The sequence below is a fragment of the Klebsiella electrica genome (genome assembly GCF_006711645.1).
In the GTDB taxonomy this organism is placed as follows: domain Bacteria; phylum Pseudomonadota; class Gammaproteobacteria; order Enterobacterales; family Enterobacteriaceae; genus Klebsiella; species Klebsiella electrica.
The window spans coordinates 2,605,320-2,622,863 of record NZ_CP041247.1 but is presented as its reverse complement, the minus strand read 5'-3'; the positions used below and the strand labels follow the sequence as shown (position 1 = coordinate 2,622,863).

12 protein-coding genes are annotated in these 17,544 nt (G+C 50.5%); 8 read left to right on the top strand and 4 right to left on the bottom strand.

The window, feature by feature from the left end:
• The first annotated feature begins 595 nt into the window (after window positions 1–595).
• From Electrica_RS12555 to Electrica_RS12530, 6 genes are all read left to right on the top strand, one after another.
• Window positions 596–1,654 carry a branched-chain amino acid ABC transporter substrate-binding protein gene (locus Electrica_RS12555; protein ID WP_206057711.1) on the top strand — a complete coding sequence of 353 codons (1,059 nt, stop codon included), beginning with the start codon at window positions 596–598 and terminating at the stop codon, window positions 1,652–1,654.
• Window positions 1,655–1,744: 90 nt separating this feature from the next.
• Window positions 1,745–2,659: an ABC transporter permease subunit gene (locus Electrica_RS12550; protein WP_100684215.1), complete on the top strand. Its 915-nt coding sequence runs from the start codon at window positions 1,745–1,747 to the stop codon at window positions 2,657–2,659.
• Window positions 2,660–2,669: 10 nt separating this feature from the next.
• The gene (gene livM / locus Electrica_RS12545; RefSeq protein ID WP_141964604.1) at window positions 2,670–3,956 is read left to right on the top strand and encodes a high-affinity branched-chain amino acid ABC transporter permease LivM; all 1,287 of its coding nucleotides are present in this window, start codon (window positions 2,670–2,672) and stop codon (window positions 3,954–3,956) included.
• The gene (locus tag Electrica_RS12540; RefSeq protein ID WP_141964603.1) at window positions 3,953–4,828 is read left to right on the top strand and encodes an ABC transporter ATP-binding protein; all 876 of its coding nucleotides are present in this window, start codon (window positions 3,953–3,955) and stop codon (window positions 4,826–4,828) included. Before livM ends, Electrica_RS12540 begins: the two co-directional genes overlap by 4 nt.
• Window positions 4,825–5,541, top strand: coding sequence for an ABC transporter ATP-binding protein (locus Electrica_RS12535; RefSeq protein WP_141964602.1), 717 nt, complete (start codon window positions 4,825–4,827; stop codon window positions 5,539–5,541). Before Electrica_RS12540 ends, Electrica_RS12535 begins: the two co-directional genes overlap by 4 nt.
• A gap of 243 nt (window positions 5,542–5,784) precedes the next feature.
• On the top strand, window positions 5,785–6,663 hold the full coding sequence (locus Electrica_RS12530) for an NAD(P)-dependent oxidoreductase (RefSeq protein WP_131049095.1): 879 nt from the start codon (window positions 5,785–5,787) through the stop codon (window positions 6,661–6,663).
• Between the two features lie 256 nt (window positions 6,664–6,919).
• Here Electrica_RS12530 and Electrica_RS12525 read toward each other — a convergent pair whose 3' ends face one another.
• Window positions 6,920–9,646, bottom strand: a complete 2,727-nt coding sequence (locus Electrica_RS12525) for a glycoside hydrolase family 3 protein (RefSeq protein WP_141964601.1) — start codon at window positions 9,644–9,646, stop codon at window positions 6,920–6,922.
• Between the two features lie 534 nt (window positions 9,647–10,180).
• Between Electrica_RS12525 and Electrica_RS12520 the strand changes: the two genes are divergently transcribed.
• Together Electrica_RS12520 and Electrica_RS12510 are read left to right on the top strand one after the other, a co-directional pair.
• On the top strand, window positions 10,181–12,520 hold the full coding sequence (locus tag Electrica_RS12520; protein WP_141964600.1) for a glycoside hydrolase family 9 protein: 2,340 nt from the start codon (window positions 10,181–10,183) through the stop codon (window positions 12,518–12,520).
• Window positions 12,521–12,874: 354 nt separating this feature from the next.
• Window positions 12,875–13,477, top strand: coding sequence for a DJ-1/PfpI family protein (locus Electrica_RS12510; protein WP_131049099.1), 603 nt, complete (start codon window positions 12,875–12,877; stop codon window positions 13,475–13,477).
• A gap of 412 nt (window positions 13,478–13,889) precedes the next feature.
• Here Electrica_RS12510 and Electrica_RS12500 read toward each other — a convergent pair whose 3' ends face one another.
• From Electrica_RS12500 to Electrica_RS12490, 3 genes are all read right to left on the bottom strand, one after another.
• The gene (locus Electrica_RS12500; RefSeq protein WP_227699357.1) at window positions 13,890–14,903 is read right to left on the bottom strand and encodes a LacI family DNA-binding transcriptional regulator; all 1,014 of its coding nucleotides are present in this window, start codon (window positions 14,901–14,903) and stop codon (window positions 13,890–13,892) included.
• A 109-nt stretch (window positions 14,904–15,012) separates the two neighbouring features.
• Entirely contained in the window at window positions 15,013–15,912 is a 900-nt protein-coding gene (locus Electrica_RS12495; protein ID WP_228267412.1) for a MalM family protein, read from the bottom strand.
• Window positions 15,913–16,063: 151 nt separating this feature from the next.
• On the bottom strand, window positions 16,064–17,353 hold the full coding sequence (locus tag Electrica_RS12490) for a carbohydrate porin (protein ID WP_100684207.1): 1,290 nt from the start codon (window positions 17,351–17,353) through the stop codon (window positions 16,064–16,066).
• Between the last annotated feature and the right edge of the window lie 191 nt (window positions 17,354–17,544).

Below are 17,544 nucleotides of genomic sequence, written 5' to 3'. Positions count from 1 at the left end.
GGCGGTTGCTTGCGCCGCCACAGCGGCGGGTTGTTATCGCCCCTTTTCCTGTCAGAGGAGGCCCGCTTTCACAATGGAAATAATAAGAGTGGGTTATGAGTGCGTAGCGTGGAATCCGCTGTTAACGCGCCGCTTGTCATGCGTCTTGTTATATTGTTCACAATACCGCAACAAAATTATTCATACTCATGATCATTTTCGCACTTTTGCACCAGGGCAGTGCGCAACGAGTGAAAAGAGCAACTATGTTTAGCTCGCTGGTCGATATGGACGCTGCAGTTCCCGACTCGCCACGTGATGGCAACCGACCTCCTGACTGGTGCTGAAATGCGCGTCAGCCGCAGGCGATGACGGTGTTATCACGCGTTATTGCCATCCATTACCCGGCTGTCTGACGCGCCATCTCTCCCTGGCGGGATTTTTGCTTCTTCCACTCTGGCCGTGACGGCACATTGTCAGCCTTCGGCAAACCAAACAGTAATTGATATTTTCCGCGCCATAACCGGGCGCAAGGCTATAAATCGCTGAGGAATATCGAATGTCTCTGAAACTGAAAAAGTTGATGCTTCATGTTGCGATTGCGGGTTGTATGAGCGTGGCATTTTACGCGCAGGCGGATGTGAAGATTGGTGTTGCCGGACCGTTTACCGGGCCGAATGCGACTTACGGCGCCCAGTACTGGAAAGGGGCTTCGCAGGCGGCGGCGGATATTAATGCGGCGGGAGGAATTAAAGGCGAAAAAATTGTGCTGGTTCAGGGTGACGATGCCTGCGAACCCAAACAGGCGGTAGCGGTGGCGAACCGCCTGGTCGATGAGTCCGGCGTCTCCGCCGTGGTGGGGCATTTCTGTTCGTCATCCACCATGCCGGCCTCCGAGGTCTATGACGAGGCCGGTATTCTGACCATCACCCCGGGCTCGACGAACCCGCAAATCACCGAACGCGGTATGAAAGATATGTTCCGTATGTGCGGTCGCGACGACCAGCAAGGGGCGATTGCGGCGAACTATATACTGGATGTGCTGAAGGCGAAAAAAATCGCCGTGATCCACGATAAAGATACCTATGGTCAGGGACTGGCGGATGCCACCCGCGCCGCGCTGGCGAAACGCGGGACGAAAGAGGTGCTGTACGAGGGGCTGTCCCGTGGTGAGAAGGATTTCAATGCGCTGGTCACCAAAATTGGCGCGCTGAAGCCTGACGTCGTCTATTTCGGCGGCTGTCATCCGGAAGCCGGTCCGCTGGTTCGGCAGATGAGAGAACAGGGGGTACAGGCGAAATTCTTCTCCGGCGATTGCATCGTGACGCAGGAGCTGGTGACCGCCGCCGGTGGCCCACAGTTCACTGACGGCGTGCTGATGACCTTCGGTCAGGATCCGCGAACCATTGCGGAAGGGAAAGCGGTGATTGAAAAATTCCGCGCCAGCGGTTTCGAACCGGAAGGTTATACCCTGTATGCCTACGCGTCGATCCAGGCGATCGCCGCCGCCTATAATGCCGTCGGAACCGATAACACCAAAGCCAGCGAATGGCTGAAAAACCACAGCGTTGATACCGTCATGGGCAAAAAGGCCTGGGATGGCAAGGGCGACCTGAAGGTATCGGATTACGTGGTTTATAAGTGGGATGATAAAGGCAAATATCACCAGCTTTAACCGCCATAACTCTCCGCCCCTGAGCAAGGGGCTATTCGCGAAAAGGCAGGCCAGGCTGTTTGCTGCCCGTTTACCGGCAGGATGGTGTCTATGGAAGCGTTCTTTTTACAACAATTGATCAATGGGCTGACGCTGGGCGCCGTATATGGATTAATCGCCATCGGCTATACCATGGTGTACGGCATCATCGGCATGATTAACTTCGCTCACGGCGAGGTGTATATGATTTCGGCCTATCTGTGCGCTATCGGGCTGGCGTTGCTCTCCGGGTTTGGGATTCACTCTTTTCCTTTGCTGATCTTTGCCACGCTGATCTTCACTATTGTGGTGACCGGCGTCTACGGCTGGACTATCGAACGTATCGCCTACCGGCCATTGCGCAACTCCACCCGCCTGGCGCCGCTGATCTCAGCTATCGGCATGTCGCTTATCCTGCAGAACTATGTCCAAATCAGCCAGGGACCCAATCAACAGGGGATCCCGACGCTGCTCTCCGGGGTACTGCGTTTTGAGGTTGGCGACGGCATCGTGCAAATCACCTGGACCAAAATATTTATCCTCGTCGCGGCGCTGGTGGGCATGATTGTCCTGACGTGGATAATCCAGCATACCCGGCTCGGGCGTATCTGTCGGGCGACGCAGCAGGATCGGCGCATGGCCGCCATCCTTGGGATTAATACCGACAGGGTTATCTCGCTGGTTTTTGTCATTGGCGCGGCGATGGCCGGTCTGGCTGGCGTGCTGGTGACCATGAACTACGGCACCTTTGATTTCTATATCGGTTTTATTATCGGTATCAAAGCCTTTACCGCCGCCGTGCTGGGGGGGATTGGCTCGCTACCTGGCGCGATGCTCGGCGGTTTACTGCTGGGAGTGGCCGAAGCGCAGTTCGCCGGGCTGGTGAACTCGGATTACAAAGATGTTTTTTCCTTCGCGCTGCTGGTGGCGATCCTGATTTTCCGTCCGCAAGGGTTGCTGGGTCGTCCGATGGTTGCCAAGGTTTAAGGGGGCGAACATGGCTGAAGTGTCCCGTAAGCCGGGGCTGGATATCAGGCGCTGCCTGATCGACAGCATCCTGGCCGGATTGTGCGCGCTGATCGTATTTGGCCCGATCGTGGGCATTGTGCTTAAAGGTTACAGTTACAATCTGTCAACGCAGCGGGTGTTGATACTGGTTGGCATCGTGATGCTCGGGCGGCTGCTGCTCAGTCTGCTGTTGCAAAGTCGCAGCGGTCGCCAGTTCCTCGCCCGCTTTGAAGGAACGCATGATGGCGTATATGTGAGACCCGCGGGCTATCGTTCGCGGCTGCGCTGGGTGATTCCGCTGCTGGTGGTCCTCGCCATCCTGTTCCCGATTATCGCCACGAAATATCTGCTGACGGTGGCCATTCTCGGGCTGATTTATGTCCTGCTGGGACTGGGGCTGAATATTGTGGTCGGTCTGGCGGGTCTGCTCGACCTGGGCTATGTGGCCTTTTATGCCATTGGCGCCTACGGGCTGGCGCTGGGTTATCAGTATCTGGGGCTGGGTTTCTGGGCAATGCTGCCGACAGGCGCCATTATGGCGGCGCTGGCCGGCGCGCTGCTGGGATTTCCGGTGCTGCGCATGCATGGCGATTATCTGGCGATTGTTACCCTTGGGTTTGGTGAAATTATCCGCCTGGTGCTGAACAACTGGGTCAGTTTTACCGGCGGACCGAATGGGGTTTCCGTCCCGGCGCCGACGCTGTTCGGTCTTGAGTTTGGCCGGCGGGCCAAAGACGGCGGGGTGCCCATCCACGAGTTTCTGCACATCAGCTATAACCCCAACCTCAAATTTATCTTTATCTACGCCGTGCTTTGCCTGGTGGTCCTGCTGGTGCTGTTTATTAAGCACCGACTGGCGCGGATGCCTGTCGGACGCGCATGGGAGGCGCTGCGTGAAGATGAGATAGCCTGTCGGGCCATGGGACTGAATCATGTGCTGGTGAAACTCTCGGCGTTTATGCTGGGGGCGTCTACGGCGGGGATTGCCGGGGTCTTTTTTGCCACCTATCAGGGGTTTGTTAACCCGACCTCGTTTACCTTTTTTGAGTCGGCGCTGATTCTGGCCATCGTTGTACTGGGCGGTATGGGCTCGACGCTGGGCGTGGTGCTGGCCGCATTTGTCCTGACGGTGGCCCCGGAACTGCTCCGCGGGTTCGACGAATATCGGGTGCTGCTGTTTGGTGTCTTGATGGTGCTGATGATGATCTGGCGGCCGCGTGGGCTGGTACGTACCAGTCGTACCGGGGTGGCGGTACGCAAGGGAGTGGCGCCATGAATGACCATATTTTGCAGGTCGAGCATCTGATGATGCATTTTGGCGGTATTAAAGCGCTCAATGATGTCAATCTTGAGGTCAAAAGAGGGTCGATTACCGCGCTGATTGGCCCTAATGGCGCGGGAAAAACCACGGTATTTAACTGTCTGACCGGGTTTTATCGCGCGACCGGCGGGACGATCAGGCTGCATGCCCGTTCGCGGATGACCGACGTGATTCAGGTACTGGGACAAAAGCTTCATCCGACGGATTTTCTCCATCCTGCCGCGCTGGGATCGCGGCTGTATTACAAAATGTTCGGTGGGGCCCATCTGGTTAACCGGGCGGGGCTGGCGCGGACCTTCCAGAATATCCGGCTGTTTCGTGAGATGTCGGTGATTGAAAATCTGCTGGTGGCCCAGCATATGCAGGTAAATCGTCATTTACTCGCCGGGATCTTCAATACCCGTGGGTATCGCAATGCCGAAAGCCGGGCGCTGGATCGGGCCTTCTACTGGCTGGAGGTGGTCGGGATGGCGGATTGCGCTAATCTGCTGGCGGGAACGCTCTCCTACGGGCAGCAGCGGCGGCTGGAGATTGCCCGCACGATGTGTACCGGGCCCGAGATTATCTGTCTCGATGAGCCGGCGGCGGGGCTGAATCCCGTTGAGACTCAGGCGCTAAGTCAGATTATCCGCTTCCTGCGCCAGTATCACGGCGTGACGGTATTATTGATTGAACATGATATGGGGATGGTGATGGCGATTTCCGATCACGTGATCGTGCTCGATCATGGCGATGTTATCGCCCGTGGCGAACCGAAGGAGATTCAGTCGAATATCAGCGTGATCGCGGCCTATCTGGGAACCGATGAAGAGGAGCTTGCCGAATGAGCCAACCGTTGCTGGAATTTCGTCAGGTTGATGTGTTCTATGGTCAGATTCAGGCGTTGAAGCAGGTCTCCTTAACGGTAAAGGAAGGAGAGACGGTGGCGCTAATCGGCGCCAACGGTGCCGGGAAATCGACGCTGTTAATGTCCATTTTTGGTCAGCCGCGCATCGCCGAAGGAGAGATTCGCTATCGCGGCGAGGATATCAGCCGACGGTCCACCCATTTTATTGCCAGTAACGGTATCGCCCAGGCGCCGGAAGGGCGGCGGATTTTTGCCGATATGACGGTGGAAGAAAACCTGCTGATGGGGACAATTCCCGTGGGCAGCCGCTATCAGAATGAAGACAAGGCGCGAATGTATCAGCTTTTTCCTCGTCTGGAAGAGCGACGGGCGCAGCGCGCCATGACGCTATCGGGAGGCGAGCAGCAGATGCTGGCGATTGCCAGGGCATTGATGAGCCGGCCAAAACTGTTACTGCTGGATGAGCCCAGTCTTGGCCTGGCGCCGCTGGTGGTCAAACAGATATTCCAGATCCTGCGTGAGCTGACGCAGCAGGGTATGACGCTGTTTCTGGTGGAACAGAATGCGCATCATGCGCTGAAGCTTTCCGACCGCGCCTACGTTATGGTGAATGGTCAGATTCAATTAACCGGAACGGGCAGGGAGCTGTTGAACAATCCGCAAGTGAGGAATGCCTATCTCGGCGTGGCCTGATAAGTGACGGTGTCACTATTTCGCGTAATTCAAGCGTAAAACTATCCCCCTCCGCCGACGATTTTCTGCCGGCGTTTGCCTTTCTCGCCAGGGCAAGCTGCTGATTTGTGCAGGATAAAGGCGATAAACGTGCTGGCCTTTATTCCGCGGATGCGGGCATACTGAATGACCTTTATCTGCTCAGCGCGCTACCGACGTCAGCGGGACGCAATGCAGGTGCGAAATTCACGCGGGAGAAATGGAATGAACTTACCGGTAGTTGCCGTTATTGGGCTCGGTGCCATGGGGCATGCTTTTGCCAGCAATCTGTTAAAAAAAGGTTTCACTGTTCATGGCTGGAACCGTACCCCTGAGCGGGGTGAGGATTTGATAGCCAGCGGATTAACTCTTCATGCGACGCCGCAACAAGCCGCGGCAGCGGCGGAGGTGATTCTGTCGGTTCTGACCGATGGCGAAGCGACCCTGAATGCGATTCGCGAAATAGCTCCGGTTTGCCAGCCAGATGCCGTTTTTTGCCAGATGGGGACGATTGGCGTGGAAGAAACGCAGGAGGCTGTGGATCTGCTGGCGTCGCTTCGCCCATCGATGGTCTACCTCGATGCGCCGGTGTCGGGAACCAAAAAACCGGCGGAGAATGCGCAAATTCTGGTGCTGGCCAGCGGGGATCGTCAGCGAGGGGCGAAGGCCGAGAGCGTCTTTGCCGCAATAGCGCGCGGCACACAATGGTTTGGCGACGCCGGCAACAGTCAGAAAATGAAGCTGGTACTGAACGCCTGGCTGATCACCATGATGGAAGGGGTGGCTGAAAGTACGTTACTGGCGGCGAAATTAGGTTTTACTCCCGAAGCGTTGTGGGGCGCGCTTGACGGCGGCCCGCTGGCGGCACCGTATGTGAAAGCCAAGCTGGAGATGATCGCGGCGAATGATTTTGCTCCGCAGATGCAGCTCAGTCATGCGCTGAAAGATGCGCGGCTGGCGCTTGACGCGGCGGAAGAGACCCAGCTGCCGATTCTGGCCGCCATTGCCGACTGTTGGGATGAAGCCGCCGCCGAGGGATTTGCCGGGCGTGACCTGGCGTCGGTCTATGCCTGGCTGGCGGGAAGACCGACTGGCGGACAGTAATATGCCAAAAAAAGCAGGGTGCCTGCGTGAATTGTTGTGCATTCCCGGAGTGCTAACAGCCTGGAATTCACGTAGCGCACGCATTTTTCATTAAATCGTTATAAATCATAATGTCATGCGTAGCGATTCCCGTTTTGGGCACCGCTACGCCGACAAAGTATGGCGGGCTGGCTATTTCACCAGGCTTAACACCCTATCCGACAGCCATAGACTGAAACTGTCGGATAGCGTTAGCCATAGAGACTTACATCAGGATTTACCTTGGGGTTCCATCACAATTGACCCGGACGATGTTATCCATCTCCGGCTTCATGCTCGCAGGCGTCCAGTTAATTAATCCCAAATCGAGTTGGGCATTCGCCGTGGTCGTCAGAATAAATGGCGTATTGGTTTTACAAAAATCCATATTTTCTTTGAAACAGGTTAACGGAATGCTTAGCGTGACCCATTTATTTAGTGGGAGAGTATTTAAGGTATCATTGATGGCAATGGAGGAGGCGCATGGCCAACCGCACTGCATACCGATTTCCATTTTGCGGTCGGGGTTTTTCTTAAGGCGCAAAGTTACCATCAAGTTACTGTTCGCCTTGAGGTAATTATTCCGGTTGATCCCTTTAACATTGGTTGTCTGTAATTGAACAGAGGCCCCGGTACTCTCGCTGGTCCCCATAAATGTGACCTCACGTGCATCCTGCTGCCTTTTATAATCGACAGGGCGCACGCTAATATACTGCATTGCGGATTTACCGTTTACCGATACCTCAGTACCGGTCCAGTTACTCTCATCTCCCATTCTTAAACGATGCTCTTCAGAAGCCTTTTCACCGAACAGCTCAAGTCGGGTGGTGGTGACTGGCGATTTCTCCATGCTTAACTCCCGGCACCCCAGACGACGCTTATCAAGCGGTAAGCGATCCAGATCTTGATAATTCGCCGCCGGTCGTGAAGGCGAGTTGTAGGACAATCCGTAACCGAAATTAAATAATACATTCTCTTTGTCCGGCTTTTGCTCAAATTCCGGGCGCTGCCATTCAGCGATATTGGTTGGCGTTCTGTTGATGGTGGTCGCACATTTTTGTGCTGGCCATGAGAACGACAACGTTCCTTGGAAATCATGATTTATCGTGTTGTTAGCATCACGGAAAATAACATCGGTAATGCCTTGCGCTTCGGTCCCGGGTAACCAGGCGGCAACGAATGCATCGGCAAGATTGATCTCTTCGTTGACATAGAGCGGTCTGCCAGAGAGCAAAATAACAACCGTCGGGATGCCGGCTTTATTGAGTTGCCTTAATAGTTTGACATCACCGGAATAACCAGCCTTCAGCTCTGAGTAAGATAGCGTTTTATTATCAGGAATATCACCTAACCACTCTGCATAAGAGTCTTCACCCATGGCAACAATCGCCACGTTGGGCCTTTCTTTAAGATCCAACTCGCTTGAGGAGAGGGTCATGACGTTGTGTTTGCCAATGGATTTCTCCACTGCCCCCACGATGGTAACGGCGCCAGGAAAATCCGATAAGTTATTCTCCGTCCCTTGCCAGGTGAGGCTCCAGCCGCCAATTTGCTTGCTAATATCATTCGCGGCGCTACCCGCCACCAGGACTTTAAGATCCCGGCTAAGGGGCAGGATATTATTCTTGTTCTTTAGTAAAACTAATGATTTACGTACCGCTTCCCGTGCCAGGGCGCGGTGGTCAGGATTTCCAAGAATGCTCTGACTTCCTGCAAGACTGCGCTGAGACGGCATCGGTTTATCCCACATACCGGCCCGCATTTTGACCCTCAGGATGCGACTGACAGCATCGTCAATTCTGGAAACGGGAATAGTTTTGTTATTTACACTATCAAGTAAGCTGGTCCGAAATGACATCCAGTCCTTTCTTGCCGTGACCATGAAAATATCTATTCCAGCCATGACTGCTGCTTCGCAGGCCCCCATACTACAACCTGATATTTCACTATGGCCGTTCCAGTCGGATATGACTACGCCATCAAAACCCATTTTGTCCTTAAGTACCTGGGTGAGCATATAATAGCTGCCGTGCAGTTTACCGTTATACTCGCTCCCGGCCTTCATTCCCTGCGCGGAATTTTTATCGTTTTTCCAGCTATTAAACGAGGCCATCACGGCCTGCGCGCCGGCATCCAGGCCTGAAAAATATCCTACCGCGTGTATATTACGCAGGTCATCCTCTGAATAATGGGTATCGCCGCGATCAACACCGTACAGGGTACCGCCATCGCCAACAAAATGCTTGACGGTGGAAATAACGTGATGTTGTCCCTTCAGGTCAGATGCAGAACCTTGTAGACCCCTGACCATCTCTTTTGCATAGGCATAAACGATCGACGGGTCCTCAGAATAGCCTTCGTAAGTGCGTCCCCAGCGATCGTCACGTGGTACAGCGACAGTGGGAGCAAAGGTCCAGTCAAGACCTGTGGCCGCAACTTCGAGTGCCGTTGCCTGACCAATTCTATAAATTAAATCCGGATCGCGGGCGGCCCCTAAGCCAATATTATGTGGGAAGAGTGTGGCCTGGAAGACGTTGTTATGGCCATGAACAGCATCGGTAGCCCACATAAAGGGGATTCTGAAACCACGGCCAGCAAAAGCCTTATCCGTTGCTTTCCAGTATTTATCTGCTTCAGTGACCCAGCTACGGGCCAGGGAATGCTTATTGTTATCCGGCCAACCTCCGCCGCCGTTAAGAACGGAGCCAATTTTATATTGAACCACTTCCTCAGGCGTGATTTCCCGAAAGTCGGGCTGCAGCATTTGACCAATTTTTTCTTCAAGGGTCATCTTTGCAAGAATGTCTTTGACTTTATTCTCAAGTATTTCATCTTTGGCAATGGCGCTATGTATCGTAGGCCAGTCGGAAAAGTAAGGCGCAACGGCAACTTCATTCGATGCCAACGCGACATTGGCGGTCAATAAGGCAGCCAGCGCGCAGTTAGCCCCCAGCATGATTTTCATACACTAACCCCAGAGTAAGTTTCATAGAAATCGATTTCACATGCATGTCTATGCCGTGTTCATGTTTTATGCATGACGCATTCGTGAGCTATAAGAGCATGAACAACCTTCGCAATCTATGCCTTGCTGAAGGAACTGCAAGGCTCATCTTCTAAACATAGATGGCAATCACAAAAATCGATCGGATATCTAGAAATCGATTTCAGATGAGTGGTGATGTAGCTATGATGGCAATGGAGTCGTACATGACACAAGGTGCTTTACATGTAGTTTCTTATGGAAATCATATGGTCAGCTATATTTACTGAGGTTGCTTAATGACTGCCGACTGGCGTTGATAGTAATTCCGGGATGGGCTGTGTATATGAATTTGTAAATCAACAAAAACTACAAAATATTTAGCACGTAAACAATTCCATTCATCAGAAGGCGGCGAAAGGAGTTGCATCAATCTATTTAATTGCTGATTGATTTTTCTGTGATCTATTTTGTTGAATCATTAGGTTTAGGGTGCCTCAATTCGGAGAGTTTACAATGAAAATACGCAGAACAGTTAAGTTCTCACTCATTTTCTCAAGTCTTTTTGCTTTACAGGGTTGTGTCAACGGTGATGGCAGCGCGAATGATCCGAGTGCCAGCCCGGCAGAGGAATTAGTGAATAATGGTAGTTTCGCCTCTGGGACGGATGGTTGGTGGGGCGCAGGCGGCCAGCTGGAGCGGGTAGACAGTATGGGATGTTTCACCTTCACGAATGGCGGGGCGAACCCCTGGGATGTCATTTTTGCGCAGTCCGGGATCCCGCTGGCCGAAGGTCAGTCTTATAATCTTAGCTTTACAGCAGTCACGAAGAAGCCGATTAGCGCCAAGATTTTGGTTCAACAAGATGGCGCGCCATATACCAACTATTTCGTGCAAGACGTTGAATTAAACGAAACGCGAAAAGATTTTAATTTTAAATTCACGCCGAAATCAGCAGATGAGAAGGCCCAGTTCCAGCTACAGCTGGGTACCCAGTCTCCGACAACGGTTTGTCTTAGCAACGTTTCCTTGAAAGGGCCCCGGCTGAAGTTAGCAACGAACTTTGCGCCGATTAGGGTAAACCAGGTCGGGTACTTGCCGCATGCCTTGAAACGAGCAACCATGGTGAGTGATTCGACGCAGCCATTGAACTGGACTCTGCTCAATAGTGTGGGGACGAAAGTCGCAGAAGGTCAGACTAAACCTTTCGGTATTAATCGTGCCTCGAATGAGAACGTGCATATTATCGATTTCAGCCAGTACACTGAAGAAGCAGACAAATTAACTTTGGTTGTTGATGGTAAAAAGAGCCATCCATTTAATATCAGTAGCAAACTGTATCATCAGCTGAAGTACGATGCGCTCTCTTTCTTCTACCAGCAGCGTAGCGGTATTGCTATTGAGAAAGAGTATGTTCAACGCCCCGATCTTGCTCGTCCGGCGGGGCATCCATCAGAGCGAGTAACCTGCTTTAATAAGACCGACGCCAAAGGTAATAAATGGCCTGGCTGTGATTATAAACTGGATGTTACCGGTGGCTGGTATGATGCGGGGGACCAGGGTAAATACGTGGTAAACGGGGGTATTTCCACATGGACCTTAATGAATTTCTTTGAGCACGAGAAATACTCTCGCAATATTAAGGAAAGTGCATTTCGCGATGGTAAGGTAAAAATCCCAGAAAATCACAATAGCAAGAACGATCTTCTGGATGAAGCGCGCTGGATGATGGACTTCATGCTGGCAATGCAGGTCCCTGATGGCAAGAAGGCGTGGGTGCCCGTCGGAGATCAATCCGCGCATCTTGAGGCGCTCAGGCTGACAGAGATCGATGCTTCAGGGATGGCGTTCCACAAAGTGGCCGATGAGGCCTGGACCGGCATGCCGCTTCCTCCACATAAAGATCCTCAACCGCGTTATTTAAGTCAGCCGAGTACTGCAGCGACCTTAAATCTGGCGGCGACGGCGGCGCAATGTGCACGTGTCTGGAAAGATACGGACGCGGCCTATGCGAAACGCTGTCTCACTGCGGCAGAGAAAGCATGGAAATCGGCTAATAAACATCCGAATATTTATGCCTACGATAACTTTGTTGGTTCTGGCCCGTATGATGATACCAAAGTGGATGATGAGTTCTATTGGGCTGCGGCTGAGCTGTTTACCACAACAGGTAAAGCGGAATATCTCGATGCGATAAAACATTCGCGCTACTACCTCGCCAGTCCTAAGGGCGATAAAGAGGCGACGGGCGATCTCTTCTGGCAGGATGTCTCTGCTGCCGGTACCATTACCCTGGCGATGGTGCCTAACAATCTTCCAGCTGAAGAAGTTAGCAAAGCCAGACAGACCATTATTAATACTGCGAATGCCTACGCGCAAAGCGTTCAGACCGAAGGATATCTGATCCCTTATTCTGCTGAGCAGTATCCATGGGGTTCTAACTCGAATCTGATGAACCGGAGTATTTTCCTTGGTCTGGCGCATGATTTCACCGGAGACCGCAAATATGTCCAGGCGATGTCTGACGCCATGGATTATATTCTCGGTCGCAACCCGCTTGATCAATCCTATGTATCCGGTTACGGTAGCCGGCCGCTCAAAAATCCACACCATCGATTTTGGGCACAGCAGATCGATCCGTCATCACCGCTTGTGCCGCCAGGCGTAATGTCCGGCGGGCCAAACTCGATAAATTTCAGCGACCCTATCGCTGCCAGTCTCAAAGGACATTGTGTCGGGCAAACGTGCTGGAAAGATGAAATTGGCGCATGGACTCTGAATGAAGTGACGATTAACTGGAATGCTCCTTTCTTCTGGACAACCAGCTATATTGATGAAGGCTATCTGAATAAGTAAAATTGAAAATATAATATGAGGTGCGGCATGATGATATGCCGCACCTTTTTTTATGGCTGCTAATGAGTGTGAGTTCAACGGGTCATGGAATGGGGATGCGTGAGGGCAGTCACTGAGTTCGCTTATTCGCCGTTGGCGGGCAACGAGGGGTAGTGACCGGGTATAGGTGCGATATCTGCCAGCTGCTCGTCTCGTCGGGGCAGAAAACAGGCGCTGATACCGCCTGCCTGTTCCGGGTTTACCCTTCCACCATGGTGCGTCTTCTCGCCAGACACCGGATGACTGAGATCAGACAGACATAAAAATTATCACAACAAGTGGCCGCATTCGCTTACAAATGAGAGGGAGATGTCCATGAATACTAATAACGAAATACTGTTTGTGCTAATCCCAGAATATGCCGACTGGGAGTTTGCTCTGCTGGCTCCAGGACTGCGCCGGGGATTCGGTATTTGGGAGCCGCAATATGAAGTCAGGACCGTTGCTGCCGACGATGGGCCAGTAATGTCAATCGGAGGAGTTCGCTCTCTGCCGGATTATACTTTCCAAACTTTGCCTGACGATTATGCCGCTCTGGTGCTGGTAGGCGGTACGAATTGGTGGGGGAAAGAGGCGCAGCGAGTTGTGCCCCTGGTAAAACGAGCGATGGAGCGGCAGATTGTGGTCGGTGCAATATGCGATGCTTCAGCGTTCCTGGGCGCAAATGGTTTTCTCAATGATGTCGACCATACTTCAAATGGGCTGACATACTTACAGAACAAGGCGGGAGCAGCCTATAACGGAGCAGCAAGGTACCTAAATGCACCTTCTGTTCGTGATGGCAATCTGGTAACCGCCAGCGGCGTCGGTTTTCTTGATTTTACCTGCAATATGCTTGCCGCATTAAATGCTGCTCAGGAAAAGGAAATTGAAGCAATGAAAGCGGCGTTTACATCCGGGATGTTTCCCGAAGCCTGATGCGGTTACTGATAACGGGACAGCAAAGTGAAACGGATCTGGGATATTGATGAGCTGAAAGAACACTGTAGTCTGAGGTTTGAAGAAAACCGACGGCTCAAAACCAAGCCCGCCAGAAATCACCTGCCATTTGCTGTTCAGCTTAAGTTTTATCAGAACACAGGACGTTTCCCTTCGACAATCAATGAGATCCCGGAAACACCACTCCATTATTTAGCCGAGATCAGTTGGAGGAGGAAGGCCCGCATTAATTTTCAGGCCGGAAGGAGAGTAGACTGGCAGCATAAAATGAAACCTTCCTGGCTCACAAGGAAAGGTTTTTCTCGATATGGATGATGATTAGAGAATGTAAAACATCCATGAACTTTCGCTAAAGTTGAGTTGACCAAAAAGCTCACTCATCAATGGTCACTTATTTGAATTCCAGAGCAGTTTTCCGGTTGACAATCTGTAGCTCAGGAAGCAGGGATTCATTTTCGTTTTTTACTTCATCACCACCGTTAATTAAGCTAAGCAGCGTCTGCGCTAACTTAACCCCGGTTTCATAAATTGGCTGCTTAATGGTGGTGAGGGGAGGGTTGCTGTATGTTGAAAAGGGCAAATCATCGAAGCCAATGATGGAAATATCATCAGGCACATCTAAATCAGCCTCTTTGAGGCCAAGTATTGCGCCATATGCAGTTTGATCATTGGCACAGAATATGGCGCTGAAATCAATATTACTGGCGACCAGATTCTTGATCGCCTGACGACCACCTTCTTCGCTAAAGTCACCTTGCACAACGAGGTCGGGATTATACTCAATACCGGCAATGCTCAGCGCCTGACGGTAGCCATTGAGACGATCAATCGCATCCTTTTGATCCGTCTTGCCAACAATATGCGCAATCTTTCGATGCCCGAGATCTAATAAGTATTGCGTTGCCATATAACCGCCGAGGCTATTATTGACATTAAACGAACGGACCTGCGCTGTATTAATATCATGGCCTGCTGCTACGATAGGGACCTGAAGAGATAATTCGATAAGACTCTGTTGGCTAACGTGCCCGGTTAATATAATTATGCCATCCACGCGTCGATCTATTAATAACTGCATACGTTCGAGTTCCTGCTGCGATTTCCAGTGACCGCTCACAACAACAGGAACGTAACCGGTTCCTTCAAGGGTTTTTTCCACACCACGCAACATTTCATTAGAAAATGGACTATCAAGATGCTGTGTCAGCACGCCAAGCGTCATTGACTGGCCGCTCTTTAATGATTGCGCCATGAGATTGGGCCGGAAATCTAACTCCTTTATAGCCTGCTCAACCGCAATACGCTTCTCTTCAGCAACTTTAGCCGATCCTGTCAATATACGAGAAACGGTACTTGCAGAGACACCTGCGACACGAGCAATATCATAAACTGTCGTGCTTTTCATCCTGGCTTTCTTCACGTTCTTCACGTTGCTCTCTATTACATTTAATGGTTCAATAGAATCGTCATGGTTACCCATAGAGCAGGGTACGATAGATGTGGTGAGTACTCAACTATAAATTTTTCCTTTCATTATCCTCAATCACAGAAAAGAAAACATCTCTGGCTTTTGTAAATCCGGAACATTCAGCTTCACGAACATAGCCGATCGCTTGTTCATAGTCTTTGAAAGATAAAGATTTTCGTATCATTTCATAATATTGTTGCGCGCTAATACCGGCAACAGGTCTGGGTGTATTTTGCAGACAAACAGGCGTCCTTGCCGGGATTTCGTCAGGAGCATAACGCTCATCAGCACTTTTTATAAGTTCAAGCTTTATCCGGCCCGTGGTTGAATGGGGGACAGCGAGCTTAGAAAATTTACCAACATCTGAAACCCGATCGTAACGCATGCTATTTTGTAACAATTCATTGTTGACAACAGTACTTCCGGAAGCGTCTTTCGTGGTTGTAAAAATTAACAAATACAGTTTTGTATAACCATCCGGTAATGAGAATGAGCCTTTGTAGAGGTTGGCGCCGAATGAATCCTCGCTATAGGGGAAATGGCTACTTTTTATTACATTAATAACGTTAAAGTTTTCATCTAAAATCATCACCGATGGAATGAACACGCTAAAATCTAATGGCGAGCTTAGTTTTACAGAGCGACCTGCCTGTTTGCCTTCGACAGAATAGGCCGCAACATAACTTTTCTCTGAGTTAAAAGAAAAAACCTGGCTGTTTTCATTGATTTGGGCTATGACACTATAGCCCTGGACAGGGATATAATTGATATTACTGAGTTTATCGATAGCAGTCTTTGCCTCAAGAGCATTTCGGTCGATGGCGACCTGTTCCTGAAATGAATGAGCATTCATACCTGATGTCGATGCTACAAATGAATTACAGCCAGTCACCATCAGGCTGATGAGTAATAGAGACAGATTTAGCGAAGATTTTTTATTTTTCATACTTAATAAAGCCCCTGTGATAGTAATTTTTTAAAATCGAGTAAGTATTAGCGAGAGCTGTTTATTATAAAATTAATTATGCTAGTGCGGTGAGCGTCACATCAGATGTAAAGCGGATCTTTAGATCCGCTTTACTATCGACCTGCCGTCATTACCACCACATATCGGCCTGGACACCGACGAGGAAGTCGCCGCGACTGTCCATCCAGCTCACATCGTATTTACGGTCAACATAAGTCGCGAGCAGTCGAATTTCCGGGGATGGCCCCATTCCCGTATTTACGGTGAATGTCGGAACAAAACTAATTTTACTGGAGCGGCTGCCCTGGTCCATATTGTTCACGACAAGTTTATTATCGGCATAGCCAACTTCTGTCTGTATTGAGAAGAACTCATTGAATGGGAAAACAGAGCGTAATGATGCTGCATACCATGAGTCATGGTGGCCCGCTTCATAATCATTATATTGATAGGTGAAGGTTGGTAAAATATGGACATTCGCGCCATACCATCCCCCCCATACAAACATGCGATACGATTGGTCGCCCTCCTGGACCTTTGTTTGATATGGTTTGTAGCCACTATTTACGTCTTGCAATGTTTTCTGGTAGAGAGAGCCTTTACGATACATCGATGTATTCGTTAAGGTCGCTCCCAATAGATCTCCGGAACCTAGTCCACGACCTGCCTGAAAAATAACTTTTGAAAAACCACCCGTAGCTGTAAAGAAATCATCCCGGGAATAGATGACTGTTCCTTCTATGCCTTTAGTTGCATACTTTTTATCATCACCAATGAATGAGTTATCTGGCATCTGTTTAGCGGCGATCTCAAAATCCCATGCGCCATATTTTGCGCTGGAGTGCACAGTGTGCATGATCGCCGAACTACCGTCCGGGCGTTCAGTATGGTCAGTATCATTACTGACGATGTAAGCCAGATCCCATTTTCCACCACCCAATTCAAGGTCTTTAACCCCAATACCCGTGCCTGAGTAATCGGTATAGAAATAATCGGTTGTGAATACATAGTTTTCGCGATCGTAGTATCTCAGTCCACCCCATACTTTCCCCGTCGGGGTGATGCCGCCGAGTTCTACATAACTTTCAGAAATACCCGTTTCTCGCGGCGCCGCGCGGGTTTGTAATCCATCACCTTTAGATTCGATTGTCAGATGAATATCGACAGATTTACCATCATTTAAATTCCATAGTTTATTCAGTCGCCCCTCCCAGCTGTTGTCAACTTCAGCCCCAAGACGGCCCATGTTTTTATCAATTTCATCAGCATAACCCGCTTTGCTAAAGTTATCTCTGGCATCAAAAAGGGACCCGGCTCTTATATATCCGTGGAAACCGATGGCTTCACTCGCCGTTACCTGCGAGGAAAGCATGATCCCAAAGCAGAGCATGATTGAACGTGCGAGGTAGTTCTTTTTCATAGTAATCCCTTTTCAAAGTATATTGATATGTTAAAAGTCTTTAAGTAAAAACAATCATCGATAGGGTAGTGCTATTTAAACAATGGATGATTAATCCCTTGCTCTTGTTTATTGTTAGTGCAAGTCCGGTCCTTTCTTTATTAAATAAAATTAAAATCTGGGCGCAGTTAATCAATAATGAGATTAACTGT

Bases quoted from the DNA above. Each gene is read 5' to 3' on its own strand.
- Electrica_RS12530 (WP_131049095.1), top strand. From the start codon at position 5,785: ATGAACTTACCGGTAGTTGCCGTTATTGGGCTCGGTGCCATGGGGCAT.
- Electrica_RS12525 (WP_141964601.1), bottom strand. From the start codon at position 9,646: ATGAAAATCATGCTGGGGGCTAACTGCGCGCTGGCTGCCTTATTGACC.
- Electrica_RS12540 (WP_141964603.1), top strand. From the start codon at position 3,953: ATGAATGACCATATTTTGCAGGTCGAGCATCTGATGATGCATTTTGGC.
- Electrica_RS12495 (WP_228267412.1), bottom strand. From the start codon at position 15,912: ATGAAAAATAAAAAATCTTCGCTAAATCTGTCTCTATTACTCATCAGC.
- Electrica_RS12500 (WP_227699357.1), bottom strand. From the start codon at position 14,903: ATGAAAAGCACGACAGTTTATGATATTGCTCGTGTCGCAGGTGTCTCT.
- Electrica_RS12535 (WP_141964602.1), top strand. From the start codon at position 4,825: ATGAGCCAACCGTTGCTGGAATTTCGTCAGGTTGATGTGTTCTATGGT.
- Electrica_RS12510 (WP_131049099.1), top strand. From the start codon at position 12,875: ATGAATACTAATAACGAAATACTGTTTGTGCTAATCCCAGAATATGCC.
- livM (WP_141964604.1), top strand. From the start codon at position 2,670: ATGGCTGAAGTGTCCCGTAAGCCGGGGCTGGATATCAGGCGCTGCCTG.
- Electrica_RS12490 (WP_100684207.1), bottom strand. From the start codon at position 17,353: ATGAAAAAGAACTACCTCGCACGTTCAATCATGCTCTGCTTTGGGATC.
- Electrica_RS12520 (WP_141964600.1), top strand. From the start codon at position 10,181: ATGAAAATACGCAGAACAGTTAAGTTCTCACTCATTTTCTCAAGTCTT.
- Electrica_RS12550 (WP_100684215.1), top strand. From the start codon at position 1,745: ATGGAAGCGTTCTTTTTACAACAATTGATCAATGGGCTGACGCTGGGC.